Source organism: Methanothermobacter tenebrarum (assembly GCF_003264935.1).
GTDB lineage: Archaea > Methanobacteriota > Methanobacteria > Methanobacteriales > DSM-23052 > Methanothermobacter_A > Methanothermobacter_A tenebrarum_A.
This window is the reverse complement of the sequence record NZ_QLOE01000003.1, coordinates 145,832-159,833: the sequence shown is the minus strand read 5'-3', so window position 1 is coordinate 159,833 and position 14,002 is coordinate 145,832. Positions and strand designations below refer to the sequence as shown.

The 14,002-nt window shown below is 39.3% G+C and carries 14 protein-coding genes; 9 read left to right on the top strand and 5 right to left on the bottom strand.

The window, feature by feature from the left end; genetic code table 11:
* Window positions 1-10 precede the first annotated feature (10 nt).
* The 3 genes from wecB to truA form a co-directional block, all read right to left on the bottom strand.
* Window positions 11-1,315 carry a non-hydrolyzing UDP-N-acetylglucosamine 2-epimerase gene (gene wecB, locus DPC56_RS03615; RefSeq protein ID WP_112093693.1) on the bottom strand — a complete coding sequence of 435 codons (1,305 nt, stop codon included), beginning with the start codon at window positions 1,313-1,315 and terminating at the stop codon, window positions 11-13.
* A 15-nt stretch (window positions 1,316-1,330) separates the two neighbouring features.
* Window positions 1,331-2,659 carry a DUF460 domain-containing protein gene (locus tag DPC56_RS03610; RefSeq protein ID WP_112093692.1) on the bottom strand — a complete coding sequence of 443 codons (1,329 nt, stop codon included), beginning with the start codon at window positions 2,657-2,659 and terminating at the stop codon, window positions 1,331-1,333.
* 67 nt (window positions 2,660-2,726) lie between these two features.
* Complete coding sequence (gene truA, locus DPC56_RS03605) at window positions 2,727-3,536, bottom strand: tRNA pseudouridine(38-40) synthase TruA (protein WP_112093691.1); 810 nt, start codon at window positions 3,534-3,536, stop codon at window positions 2,727-2,729.
* 89 nt (window positions 3,537-3,625) lie between these two features.
* Between truA and DPC56_RS03600 the strand changes: the two genes are divergently transcribed.
* The 9 genes from DPC56_RS03600 to pyrI all read left to right on the top strand — a co-directional run bounded on the left by DPC56_RS03600 (window position 3,626) and on the right by pyrI (window position 11,597).
* Window positions 3,626-4,531, top strand: coding sequence for a DMT family transporter (locus DPC56_RS03600; RefSeq protein ID WP_112093690.1), 906 nt, complete (start codon window positions 3,626-3,628; stop codon window positions 4,529-4,531).
* Between the two features lie 448 nt (window positions 4,532-4,979).
* Entirely contained in the window at window positions 4,980-6,311 is a 1,332-nt protein-coding gene (locus DPC56_RS03595; protein ID WP_112093689.1) for a PIG-L deacetylase family protein, read from the top strand.
* A gap of 22 nt (window positions 6,312-6,333) precedes the next feature.
* On the top strand, window positions 6,334-7,050 hold the full coding sequence (hisA, locus tag DPC56_RS03590) for a 1-(5-phosphoribosyl)-5-[(5-phosphoribosylamino)methylideneamino]imidazole-4-carboxamide isomerase (protein ID WP_112093688.1): 717 nt from the start codon (window positions 6,334-6,336) through the stop codon (window positions 7,048-7,050).
* Between the two features lie 15 nt (window positions 7,051-7,065).
* Entirely contained in the window at window positions 7,066-7,521 is a 456-nt protein-coding gene (locus tag DPC56_RS03585; RefSeq protein WP_181454374.1) for an FAD synthase family protein, read from the top strand.
* 12 nt (window positions 7,522-7,533) lie between these two features.
* Window positions 7,534-8,544, top strand: coding sequence for an N-acetyl-gamma-glutamyl-phosphate reductase (gene argC / locus DPC56_RS03580; RefSeq protein WP_112093687.1), 1,011 nt, complete (start codon window positions 7,534-7,536; stop codon window positions 8,542-8,544).
* A gap of 30 nt (window positions 8,545-8,574) precedes the next feature.
* The gene (locus tag DPC56_RS03575; RefSeq protein ID WP_112093686.1) at window positions 8,575-9,075 is read left to right on the top strand and encodes a flavodoxin family protein; all 501 of its coding nucleotides are present in this window, start codon (window positions 8,575-8,577) and stop codon (window positions 9,073-9,075) included.
* 11 nt (window positions 9,076-9,086) lie between these two features.
* Complete coding sequence (locus DPC56_RS03570; RefSeq protein WP_394339521.1) at window positions 9,087-9,923, top strand: protein translocase subunit SecF; 837 nt, start codon at window positions 9,087-9,089, stop codon at window positions 9,921-9,923.
* Window positions 9,920-11,122: a SecDF P1 head subdomain-containing protein gene (locus tag DPC56_RS03565; RefSeq protein WP_112093684.1), complete on the top strand. Its 1,203-nt coding sequence runs from the start codon at window positions 9,920-9,922 to the stop codon at window positions 11,120-11,122. The genes DPC56_RS03570 and DPC56_RS03565 overlap by 4 nt, the downstream gene beginning before the upstream one ends.
* Before the next feature lie 10 nt (window positions 11,123-11,132).
* Window positions 11,133-11,597 (top strand): aspartate carbamoyltransferase regulatory subunit, encoded by a 465-nt coding sequence (pyrI, locus tag DPC56_RS03560; protein WP_112093683.1) that lies wholly within the window; start codon window positions 11,133-11,135, stop codon window positions 11,595-11,597.
* Here the strand turns inward: pyrI and DPC56_RS03555 are convergent.
* Together DPC56_RS03555 and DPC56_RS03550 are read right to left on the bottom strand one after the other, a co-directional pair.
* Entirely contained in the window at window positions 11,594-12,802 is a 1,209-nt protein-coding gene (locus tag DPC56_RS03555) for a pseudomurein-binding repeat-containing protein (protein WP_112093682.1), read from the bottom strand. The two genes, pyrI and DPC56_RS03555, sit on opposite strands and share 4 nt — an antisense overlap.
* 6 nt (window positions 12,803-12,808) lie before the next feature.
* On the bottom strand, window positions 12,809-13,999 hold the full coding sequence (locus DPC56_RS03550) for an FAD-dependent oxidoreductase (protein ID WP_112093681.1): 1,191 nt from the start codon (window positions 13,997-13,999) through the stop codon (window positions 12,809-12,811).
* Window positions 14,000-14,002 lie beyond the last annotated feature (3 nt).

Below are 14,002 nucleotides of genomic sequence, written 5' to 3'. Positions count from 1 at the left end.
TGTAGTCTCCTCACAAAATTTTATATATGTCGCATATTATCTGTTTTCCTTTAAGGTTCATTGTCTGGTGGGGAAATCTTGGTTTATTCTCATCATAGACTATTCTAACCTTGCAGTTGTCCCTTTTCTCCAAGGATTCTACAGTTATGTCTTCTTCTATGAAATGCAGTTCTCTTTGGATATCTGAGAGTATGTTTTCTGGTGGTCTTATGTTTAATTTTCCTTTATTATGGAAATCAACTGTTGCATTGATTATTCTCTTGGAGGCTTTACCATCACCATAAGGGTTGGGAGCGTTTATCATTTTCATCCTAAAGTTTGGATTTTCTTGGATTAATCGGAGAGTGTTAACTATCCTTTTTCTGTCCGCGCCTACAAGTATGTTCCCACCAACTTCAACCGTCTCTGGACGTTCTGTATTGTACCTTAGGGTTAAACATGGTATGTTGAGTGTTATGGCTTCTTCTTGTAAACCTCCAGAATCTGTGAGAACCACATATGACTTTGATAATAAAAGAAGAAAATCAAGGTAACCTAGAGGCTTTACTAATTTTATATGTTCGGCTTCGGCTAGAAGCTTGTAGAGGTGGAATTTTTCGAGATTTTTACGTGTACGTGGATGTACTGGGAATATTATCGTGAAATTGTCTAATTCTAATAGTGCCCTGGTTATGGATTTAAGTCTAGACTTGTTATCAACGTTTTCGGCTCTGTGCATTGTGAGGGTGATGATTTTATCAGATGGAAACCTTATAGTGGATTTTCGCTTGGCGATTTCAAGGTTTCTGAGACAAGCATCGACTATGGTGTTTCCTGTTATGATAATATTTTCAGGATCGGCGCCTTCAAATAATAAGTTTAAAGCTGCTTTTTCCGTTGGAGTGTAATAGAGGTGTGTGCAAGTGTCTGCGACTATTCTGTTTATTTCCTCTGGCATTGTCTTGTCAAATGACCTTAGACCCGCTTCTACGTGGCCTACGGGTATATGCATTTTCGAGGCTACTAGGGCGCCTGCTAGTACAGCATTTGTGTCCCCTTGTACCATGACGATGTCTGGTTTTTCCTCCTTTAGGATATCTTCAAGACCCTCCATCACGGCTGCTGTCATTTTAGCGTGGCTTTTAGAGCCCACTCCTATGTTATGGTCTGGTTTGGGGAGTTCAAGGTCTTGAAAGAATTGTTGTGACATTTCATGGTCATAGTGTTGGCCAGTATGTATTAGGGAGAATTCTATGTCTCTTTTTTTGATTTCATCTATTACTGGTGCCATTTTAATTATTTCTGGGCGGGTGCCGATGACTATAGCGATCTTCATTGCAATCCACTCTATCTAATGTTTTCTCCGTCTCTTAGCCCGGTATTCATCTATTATCTTCCAAAGTTTCTGTTTTTCTTTCTTTCTTCTCTTTTCCGTTATCTTTTTCTTCCATGCCCTTATTTCATTTTCAAGGTCTTTAGCTTTGACTAGTGCAAAATTCTCACGCATTTCAAGTGATATGTTCTCCTCTGAAACTACTGGGATTTCTTTATCCTCAAATATCCCAAGGGCTTGGTGCGACATGTTCTCCCTTGTTATTATGGCCTTTGGGGCTAATTTGGTGAGTATTTTGGCAGTTTGGGACCCTCCACCCTTGGCGTTGCATAAGAGGATCACGTCATCCTTTTTTATCTTCCATTGATGGCAGGCTTCTTTTATACCTTCCCTGGTGAATGATTTCACAATCTTTACAGGGAGTTTTTCACCTTTATCTTCGAACTCCTTCATTTCCAATAATGAATTTATGTTTCTCTCTAGATTCTCCCTTAAATTTTTTTCTTTGTTATATTTTTCTTGTAATTTTTTTATCAGCTTTATTTTCGATGATAATTCTTTGTTTAAAAGTATGTCTTTTGAATATTCGTAATGTAATCTTTCAATTTTCTTTTTTAAGTTGAGATTTTCTCTTTTTTGTCTTCGCAGCTTATTCCTTAATATCCGGTTTTGTCTTTTAATCCTGTTTATTAAAAGCTTTTGGTGTTCTATCTTCTTTTCTTGTACTTTAACCCGTTTTTTTAATTCTAATAACTCTTTCAGGGCCTCTTTTGGCCTTTCTTTGGTATCTTGTTTTTCTGTTATTTTCTCGGCACCTTTTGGTTTTCTGATTTTCTTTATGGCGTTAGTTATTGGTGTGCCCTTGATCACTAGTCCTTTTATTTCATCAACTTCCCTTTCGTTAATATCTGAACTTGTAAGACGAGATTCTACTTGTCTTAGTTTGTTCTCATAGTGTCTATATGTCTTGATCGCGGCTGCGAGAGCGTCCCTTTCATGGGCATCTAATGAAATGTCCAACTTTTTCTCCATTAAGAATGCGTTAACAAGTTCATTCTTTGAAGCCACGGAAAATATCCTCTCTGGAGTATACAATCTAGAATTTAATGCTGTTGCAATCTTTTTAACCATCTTGGGTGGTGGGTGGACGTCAGAGCCGATTACAATGGCCTTGCCCTTATCCATAATTTCCATGATAACCTCTGCATGTGAGGCCTCTTTTATACTATTAATATATACAAGGTCTCCTCTAAGGTTTAAAATTGCAATACCCACCGTTAAACCAGGGTCTAGGCCCACTATAATGGGAGATTTAACACCATTAGTTTTTAATTTATCATCCTCCAATTACTCTTTTTAAGTGGCCGGCAAGTACCAGTAGGGTTGTTCACATTAGATGTTTTTGTTTATAATATTATTTGAAGGTTATAAGGGTATCTCTCATCACTTTTCTGACAATAGATGCTCTCTTATATTCTAGGAATTCTTCTTCTAACATTGATTTAAATGAGGATATTGCATAATCATCTTCCTTGAATTTGATCTTAACCCCATATTCGAGTCCTATTAAGATAAGGTTTTCTGGCGGCATTGGTTCTATATAGATTCTCTCCTTTGGATTGAGTAACTCATCAACCTTTTCTGCTTCGATTTCCCCTTTTCCAACATCAGCGATGACTTTCACCATTTTCCTAACCATCTGCCATAGGAAACTTTCACCAACCACGTCGATAATATAATAATCATCATCTTCCCGGATTTTAACAGATTCTATCTTCCTTATAGGGTTTCTTTCGATTCTCTTGGAAAAATTCGTGAAATCATGCGTTCCTTCGAACTTAGAAGCTGCTAAATTCATAAATTCCAAGTCAAGGTCATCATCAAATAATATATAGCGATAATATCTCTTAAGGGGATATCTTACCTTGAATCCATAATATACGGAGGCACTAGCCAGTACTTTAATGTCACGTGGCAGAATATCATTAATTTGATTCACATGGACATCATATGGTGTGAAAAATGTAACAACATTACCAAGTGAATGCACACCTTTATCTGTTCTGCCAGCAGCTTGGAATCTAGCATCTTTTGGATCCTCAATAAGACCAGCTTCTTGTAATGCGCTTATAAGCTCTCCCTCGACTGTGGGGAGGTCTGGCTGCCTTTGGAATCCATAAAAACGCGTGCCTATGTATGCTATTTTCAATGCTATTTTCCTCATACTCGTATCAACCCCCCATCACTATTTTATAAATTTGGTATACACATTATAATTGGGATGCTGATGTTCAAAGTTTTGGAGGCTATTTAATGAAACGTCTGTGGGGTTATGTGAGCGTAATCTTAGCCACTATCTTCTTCGGCTTATCAGCACCCCTCAATAAGATTATGGTCACTGAAATGAACCCTATTCTAATTGGAGCTTTAACTTATCTTATAGCAGGAATTTTCCTATTCTCGATAAGGCAATCACCTTTAAAGAATCTTATATTAAATGTGCTTAATCGTGAAGAGGATGGTGAAGTGTTCATAAAACCCTCCGACTATCTCATCCTAGCTGTGACAGCCGTTTCAAGTTCTGCTATAGCCCCATTGCTCTTCCTTAGAGGTCTTAGAGAAACCAGCGCCGTGAATTCAGCGCTCCTTTTAAATGTTGAAGTTTTCTTCATAATATTGATGGGTTTAATTATATTCAAGGAATCTTTAAATTTTAAGGATCTTTTAGGTATTCTCTTATTAATCTTGGGGGCGGCTTCAATAGCAACTAATGGAGAATTCTATCATATAATCTTAACCCAGAATATTAAAGGTAATCTCCTTGTTATCGGAGCGGCATTCTTTTGGAGTCTCGACACAGTATTAAGTAAATTCCTCAGCAAAAAGAGGGATCTTATATGGTTATCAACTATAAAAAGTTTTATTGGCGGCCTGATATTAATGTTAATCCTATTAGCCCTTAATATGAGCCTAAGTTTCCCATTTGAAATGTTACCATTTCTATTTTCTGTTTCGATATTTAGTATAGGTTGTGCTTTTATATTAATCTATTTCGCCCTTCGAGAAATAGGATCAACAAGAGTAGGATCATTATTCCCACTATCCTCCTTATTTGGGGCGTTCTTCGCATTTTTAATCCTCAGGGAACCGTTCAGTGGTCTTCAAATCATCTCCGCTTTTATCATGATCCTTGGAATTTTTATATTATACCACAAGTGAACTATCTCATCCTTAAAGAGTGTGACTCCCACAGAAGACTTACCACCTCACATCCTTGCATAAAAGGGGACTTATAAGGGCAAAAATTCTCCATTGTTATAATGGATACTACAATATAAACCTATTCTCATCCACAGCAAGACCATTAACCCGACCTTTGTACCAGATTACTATAAAGTTATACCCCCAGTCCAATCCTTTCACTGTTGTACTTTTCTTTCTCGCAGAGGGGAACCTAGCAGCAAGGGTAAGTTAAAGTCTAAAAAAATATCTTTTAAATGTCAATGTATTTTTTTGTGGAAAGGGCAGAACTTCATTAGTTCATAGTCTTGACTTACCAACCCCAGGAAAAAATTAATAAACTATAAAAGCCAAGGTTTTCTGGAACATCCAATACCTGGAAGAGTTGAATATCAGAAAATGATAGATAAGGGTAGGGTGAAAGATAATGAACCTCAAAAAGACACTAATATTGACACTGATATTATTAGGTGGAATTTTATTTATATCAGCTTTCGTGCACATTCCTTCCGCCATTCAAAGCGGAAAAACAGTTTATCCTCTACTTTCCTTTAAAAAGTCTGATAGGGTGATGATAATAGCACCCCACCCAGATGATGAAGCCCTTGCAGCCGCTGGGATTATAAGATATTGTGTCAATCACAACATACCAGTTAAAGTGGTTATTGTAACCAACGGAGGCTCTGATCTAGCATGGCAAAGGCACGCTGAAAGTTTAGAGGCGATGAAAAAATTAGGTTTGAATGATAATATCACATTTCTTGACTATCCCCAAGTAGGACTTACCCATCTTCTGACTCAAAACTGGAATAAACCATACATGGACCCTAAAGGTATCTCCCATTCCATGAATAAATTCTCGCACAATCCCGGCGCCCCATATACAGGTGAATCTTTAGCCATGGAACTAGAAGATGTTATATACGATTTCAAGCCTACAGTAATAATATATCCCGATTCAAATGATTTGCACCAGGATCATTGGGCAACAAGTGCATTTGTAGAATATGCCATCACAAAACTCAATTACAACTGCACAACCCTAGGTTATATGATCCATACCCCATCAAACCCATGGCCATCACCACGTTCCTATTCTCCAAGCTCCTACCTGACTCCACCATCTTATCTTTCAGCGCAAGAAAATTGGGTTGAATTTCCATTAACAGAAAAAGATGAAGAGTTTAAAGCTTCAGCAATAAAATCTTATAAGTCCCAATTAAAAAAAGGCTCATACTTCCTCCTCTCCTTTGTAAGGAAAAATGAACTATTCTCAATCCAGCACCCCATAACCATATCTAAAAATTCAAGCACAGGTTACCCTAATCTCATATTTAAGGACCCGGAAAATGATGTGAAAAAGCTTACCACTTCCATAGAAACCGGCATAAAAACGTCTGAAAGTTCTGTAGATCTTACAAATATAAGCTTTGAAACCAATAACAATGGCACTTGGATTTCTTTACAAACAAAAGACAAAATATCAGCTAATAACATATATAAATTTCACCTTTTAATCATATATGGAAATAACACAACAGCAGTAATGGACATACAAATCAAAAACGGAAAATACCATATCAACCAATATGGGACTACATTATCAAATCTTACCTTTATCAACACAAGAAATGCTATAATAATAAAAATCCCCATAATATTTAAAAAAGGTGACAATGTTATCCTAAGCGCAGAGGCAATAGACTCAAAAGGAAAGAGTACAGATAGGAGTCCCTGGCAAATAATAAAAATAACATAACACACAATATTCTAGTGATAAAATGTTAATAATACCAGCAGTTGATATAAAAGATGGTAAATGCGTCCAATTAGTACAGGGCATGCCAGGCACTGAACAAGTCATAATAGATGACCCCATAGGGGCGGCCATGAAATGGGAGGAGATGGGGGCAAGCACACTACACCTAATCGACCTTGACGGCGCCCTTGGAACAGGCACCAACTTCCATATCATAAAAGAGATTATTAGATCCCTTTCCATCCCCGTACAATTAGGTGGTGGTATAAGGACGCGAGAATACGCCCAGAAACTTCTTGACATTGGAGTTGAAAGGATAATCATAGGTACTATGGCAATCAAAAACCCTGAGATCGTGCAAAAACTTTCAAGAGAATATGGATCAGATCACATAATGGTAGCAGTCGATAGCAAAGATTCCAAGGTCCTCATAAAAGGTTGGACCAAGAAAACAACAATGGAAGCACCCTCACTAGCTAGATTATTCGAAAAAAAAGGTGCAGGGAGCATACTATTCACGAATGTGAATGTGGAAGGACTACTAAAGGGTGTGGACATCAAACCCCTCAAAGATCTTATCATGGCAGTTAAAATACCAATAGTATACTCTGGTGGTGTAACATCCATCAAAGACATTAAAATATTGAAAAAAACAGGTGTAAGAGGTGTTGTGATCGGATCAGCCCTATACAAGGGTAAAATAGACTTCAAAGAAGCCCTAAAATATGAGGACCCCTAGTAGGTGAAAAGTATCATGAAGACTGTGATGGCCACTGGCACCTTCGACATCATACACCCAGGACATATTTTCTTTCTAGAAGAGGCTAAAAAACTCGGTGGAAAGAATGCAAAGTTAGTTGTAGTCCTTGCAAGAGACTCCACCGTAAGGGCAAAGAAAAGAATCCCCATCATAAGCGAAAAACAGAGATTAGAAGTTGTTAAAATGTTAAAACCAGTTGATGAAGCCCACCTCGGGAGTGAAACAGACATGTTCGAGATAGTCCACAAAATAGACCCCGATATTATAGCCATAGGCCCAGACCAAGACTTTAATATTAAAGAACTTGAAAAGGAACTTAGAAAAAGGGGTCTTAAATGTGAAGTTAAAAGAATAAAAAAGTATAAAAAAGCCCCACTAGACAGCACCTGCAAAATAATCAAAAAAATAAAAAACATGAAATTCGATGATAAAACATTCAAAAACTGTTAAATTGGTGGTTTAATGATCGATGTAGGTATTATAGGAGCTAGTGGATATACTGGTGGCGAACTTTTAAGATTTCTAAGCAAACACCCCAAAGTGGAAATCGTGGCCGCCACATCTAGAAAATATGCTGGCAAACCCATAAATAGGGTGCACCCACACCTCCAAGACCTTGAACTTGAATTTTCAGATGTTGACATTGATAATATTGACGCGGATCTCATATTCACAGCAACACCACATGGAGCTTCTATGAAGATCGTTCCAATGATCCTAGAACAGGATATAAAAGTCGTTGACTTGAGCGGTGATTACAGATTCGATGATATAGAAACATATGAAAAATGGTATGGTATAAAACACGAAGGCCCCTTGGATGCAGTCTACGGACTCCCAGAAATTTACAGGGACAAGATAAAAAATGCCAAACTCGTAGCGAACCCAGGATGCTTCCCAACAGGGGCAATACTAGCCTGCATGCCACTAGTCTATGAAAAATTAGCCGAAACTTTCATAATAGATTCCAAGACTGGTGTAAGCGGCGCCGGGATAAAACCCACCAGCGTGACCCATTATCCAAATTGTAGCGATAACGTCATACCATATAACGTGACAGATCACAGGCATACACCAGAGATACGTCAAGAATTATCACGTGAACACCCAGTAAATGTAAGCTTCACACCACACCTTGTACCAGTCATCCGGGGAATACTAACAACAGTACACACGTTTCTAAAAGAAGATCTCACCCCCAAAGAACTTGAAAGCATATATGCTGGATTCTACCAAGGCGAACCATTCATAAAAATAATAGAAGAGGGTGAAATGCTACGTTTAAGCGCTGTCAGAGGCTCTAACGAGTGCCATATAGGCTGCTTTGAAATAGATGATAACAGGAGGGCCGTTATAATATCGACAATAGACAACCTAGTAAAAGGAGCTTCTGGCCAGGCAATCCAGAACATGAATATCATGTTCGGCTTTGATGAAAAAACATCCCTAGACATTCCCGCAGTACACCCCTAATGAACGATAATATTGTGGGTAGGTGCCATTATGAAAAAGGTACTAATAATCTACTATTCAAAAACAAAAAAGACAGAAACTGTAGCTAAAACCCTCGCCAATGAACTATCAGCCGAAACCATAGAAATAAAAGATTTAAAGGACCGATACGGCCTCCTAAGTAATATAGGATCGATCATAGATGCTATAAGGGAGAACAAGACTAGGATAGAACCTGAAACTATCGACCTAAGCGGATACGACCTCCTATATATAGGGTCTCCCACATGGGCTGGTAAACCAGCGCCAGCTATAATAACACTAATAGACAACCTAAACTTAAAGGGCAAAGACGTCATACTATTCGCCACAATGGCCCGCCAAGGAGGAAGCAATGTAATAGATAGGATGGCAGAAAAGATAAAAGCGAGAGGAGGCCGCATAATAAACTCCTTCACGATAAAAACAGGTGGTAAACAATTTCAGGATATCAAAGAGGACGCATTAAAGGTCATAGCCGAAAAAGACCTTAAAATATACTCCATAGGATAAGGTGAATAATATTGAAAAGAAAACTTCTAGAATCCTACAAACTACTTATAATCATACCACTAATCATAACATTATTGTCCCTTGGCATACTCGTAACACACGGACTAGAAGAAAGCGTAGACCTAAAAGGAGGATCCATCACAGAATTAACACTAGAAAAAAAGATGGATCAAACAGAACTCAAAGCCTTCATCCAAGAAAAATTAAAAATCAAAGACGTTAATGTCATTTCAATCAAGGGAAATGATGCAACAGTACAAATGGGCAGCGACATCCAAGTTGATGAATTTGCAAGGGCCCTAGAAGGCACGGCGAAGATTAAAAGTTACAGGTCAGTAGGTCCAATACTAGGCAAAGAAGCCATGAACCAAATTTATTGGGCCGTGGGGTTCGCTTTCCTTTTCATGTCCATAACAGTACTCATAGTCTTCAGAAACTTGGTACCATCCCTTGCGGTTATACTAGCAGCAGCTTGCGATATCATAATAGCACTCGGTGGCATGTCACTCTTTAAGGTCCCATTGTCACTCGCATCCATCGGCGCGATCCTCATGCTAATAGGCTACAGCGTAGACACTGACATACTACTCACGACAAGAGTCCTTAAACAAAGAAAAGGTAAAATAACCGAGAGGGCGATAGGAGCCATTAAAACCGGGCTAACAATGTCAGCATCAGCAATAGCATCCATGAGCGCACTCTACCTAGTAACAGTATTCCTCATACCAGAAGCCGAAGTTTTAAGTAATATAGCTGCGGTCCTTATCATAGGATTATCAGCCGACATCTTAACAACATGGCTCATGAACCTTGGTATACTAAGATGGTACTTGGAGGCAAAATCATGAGAAGAGGAGTTTCAGGATTCATAAGAGAACCAAGGACAATCACCCTCATAATATTGGTAGTGATAAGTTTAGCAGCTATTTCAACCCTTGGAATCCCACAAGGCCTCGACCTAAAGGGAGGATCCATCATACAAATACAATTAGAAAAACCTGTGGACTCCGCCACCATGAACACCATAACCAGCGTACTTGACAAAAGGCTTAACATCTTCGGCGTAAAGGATGTGAAAGTAAGGGCCAGTGGAAACCAAAACATTATCATTGAAATTGCCGGGGTAAAACCCGAAGAAGTGGCTAAAATAGTGGGTTCACCAGGTAAATTTGAAGCGAAAATCGACAATAAGACTGTGCTTACAGGAGCCGATATTGTAAGCGTACAATCCCCCATAATAAGAGGAAACCAATGGGAGGTTCCATTCCGCATATCAACTGATAGTGCGAAACGTTTTGCAGAAGCTGCAGAGGGAAAAGCTGGAGCACCAGTTGACATGTACTTGGATGATCGTCTTATAACTTCTCCTGAAATATCACCTGACGTGGCGGCTGGTAAACCCGTGACCGACGTTGCAATAACAGGCGCCGAGAGTACAAGAGAATCCGCAGAATTAAAGGCGAAAGAAGTTGAAACCCTCCTAAAGTCTGGTTCACTGCCCGTCAAGGTTAAAATTGTTGGTGTGAGCAGTGTATCCGCAGAACTTGGAGGAGAATTCGCCAAAGGAGCCCTAATAGCCGGTCTACTTGCTATCATCGCCATTATCATAATCTTAGTCGCACGTTATAGGACGCCCATCCTAGTACTCCCAATATTCTTCACAACCTTGGCAGAACTCATACTCATACTAGGTGTTGCTGCCATCATACGATGGAATATAGACTTGGCCGCTATAGCAGGTATCCTGGCGGCCATAGGGACTGGGGTGGATGACCAGATAATCATAACAGATGAAGTACTCGGCGAGGAAAAAGTAAAAAGGCGCAGGAGAAGGTTCAGGATCCGAGAAGCTTTCTTCATAATATTCGCCTCTGCAGGTACCTTAATTGCTGCTATGTTACCATTAGCCTATGTAGGTTTCGCGAGGGGCGCTACTGGTATAGGAATGTTAGCCGGTTTCGCATTTACAACAGTCCTAGGCGTTCTCATAGGAGTTTTCATAACCCGCCCAGTATATGCTAAATTCATGGAGTATATAATAAAGTAGGGGGTTTAGATTGAGAAAACCCAAAGAACTTAAAGTTAAACCGATAAAAAATGGGACCGTCATAGACCATATTACCTCAAATAAGGCCTTGCACGTCTTGAAAATACTGGGTCTTCCAGATGGTAAAAGTAGGGTTACAGTAGCTATTAACATGGAATCTTCACGTTATGGTTCGAAGGATATTGTTAAAGTGGAGAATAGGGAATTAGAATCAAGTGAAGTGGATCAGATAGCCCTCATAGCACCCAAGGCAACCATAAATATAATAAGGGATTATGAGATAGTGGAAAAGTGGAAAGTACACCTCCTCGATGAAGTGCATGGGATATTAAAGTGTCCTAATCCAAATTGTATAACTAATAAAAGGGAGCCTGTGAAAACGCGATTCTATGTTATCAACAGAGAACCTGTTATTTTAAGGTGTCATTTCTGTGAAAGGCTCATGAGCGAAGATGAAATTGAATCCCAATTCTAGACCGTCACATAACCCGGGAGTCTACCATTGACACTATAAAAGCATAGAATCCTAGTGTACATATAAACAAGTTTATGGAATGGTATTTTACCACGGCTTGTACTAGCATAATTGGGCGCGCGATTATAAACTTCAATAAAGCCTATAACATTCCTTGCAACCTTTAAATATTCTGATTTATAGATTATCCCTCTTTTATAGTTTTCATATGATGCTGTGGCACTCTTAAGATTGCCCACACTTATCATGGATGTGCTGCCACTATTTATATTTAATGTAGCTTTACAGGACAAATACAATACTTGGCCCATATTATAGTAATTATTGTTTATGGTGACATTGCTAGGTAATCTCTTATAGGATTCATAGTAGTTTTTTATGGTATTCGCGCTTGTAACCACCTGCGAAATTGATAAACTAGCATCTAGTATAATATTATTATATTTTAGGAATAGGATCATTTGCATAAATGATCTGTCAACACTACCCACGGCCACGGTTCCATGTGGGGAGAGAACTTCACATGTAACACTAGGTATGCCTTCAAGGTTGCAAACGTCCTCCAAGGCCCCTTGATATTCTAAACCAGCTTTCTCATATGCTATCAGCTTAGAGAGGCTGTTCTTACTTATATAATATGCTATCTTGTAACTTTCATATGTTGGTGTTCTTGAACAGAATACTGCATCCGTTCCTGGAGTTCCTCCAGGTTGTGTTGAATGGAAATCCCCCAAAGCCTGGATTAAACGTTCCTTGGCAATTTGAACTATCCTATTGGTTGGTGTCCCCTTATGATCGGCTATACTATTAGGGTTCTGGCCTTTCCAATAACGGGAGGATGTTGCTGTTGATGATGGGATGAGGAATGGCACTATATAGACTGTACCATTAATTTTCTTATCTGCAAGATAATCTATGAGTTTAAGAGCTGCTAGTTGTGGAGGTAATTCATTACCATGAACACCTGCAACGATCATAACATTCTTGCCAGAACCATTACCGAATACCACCATTGGAGTGCCATTTTTAGCTAATGTGATGACCTCCTTGGTTATTGGATGCTGAGGTGCGTATTGTCTAATATAATAATTTACTGTAACATTTCCTCCAGTCTCATTATTTATAATCTCTATATTGGCCGCTGATACTTGGGCCACGGAAAAAAGTCCGAGAAACACTACAAGTATTAAAAATTTTTTAAACATGCAAAATTACCCCTTTAATATGTGTTTAGCGAGTTTGAGTGCGAGGGCCATGATTGTGAGGATTGGTGGGGCGCCTGGGGCCTTTGGGAGTACACTTGCATCTGCAATATAAAGTCCTTTTATACTTGTTTCAAGGCTTTCATCCACTACTTTCCCTATGGGGGCGGTGCCCCCTGGATGGGCGCCTCTCGGATGTGTTGAAACTATGGTGGATGTGTCTACGCCAATGTTTGAGAGTATGGAACCTGCAATGGCTGATCCCCTTGCAAGCAACTTTATATCATTGAAGGTGTTCTCTTTTATGATCCCATCCAATTTAACTTTCCCCTTATTCTCATCGGCGATTTTAACCATTAATCCTATGATATCCTTTTCCTTGTATCCTTCTTTTTTGAGTTCTTTTGCGATGAGCGTGGCAAAATGTGGTGCTAATATGAAATTTTCCATTTCAATTATGGCATTCATCTGCACTTCCTCATTGAATCGTATATCCTTTAGTATACCCCCTACTGTTATGAAAGTGTCCATGAAGAATGTTTCCCCTGCATTTATACCTGATCTTAGGAGCAGTCTTGGTGTTCCAACCGCCCCCGCTGCTAGTATCACGATTTCATCATACAATGGTCCGTCTGAAGTTTTAACCCCCCTTATCCTATTATCTTCTATGATAAGATTTTTAACCTCGGTTTCTTGGATGAGTTCAGCACCCCATCTCGTGGCATCCTCTATGAATTCCTTCGCAGACCATTTAGCGTCCCTTGGGCACCCGAAGGCACACTTTCCACAAGGTTTACACTTTTCAGGGTTTATGAATTTTGGCATCCTCCTTATGGGCAGGCCAAGTGAATGTGCACCCTCCATTATAAGTTTTGTGCCATCACCTAAATGTGTCTTTGGGAGTGGTTTCACATTAAGTTCCTTTTCTATCTCGTCAAGTTCCTTTGTAATATTTATACCATAATCCTTTAGATCATCCTCAAGGACTCTGATAGCATTTCCGGCCGCTACAAGGGTGGAACCGCCTACGCATGAAGTTTTAAGAAGGTCCACGCCATGAGGTGGGGGGTCATAGCATTTAAATGCATGCTTTGATGGTACGATAGGGCCTTTCTCTATGATGGTGACTTGAGTGCCATTTTTTGCAAGTTCCCTTGCGATGGTGGCGCCACCAGCCCCCGAACCGACGACTATAACCATAAA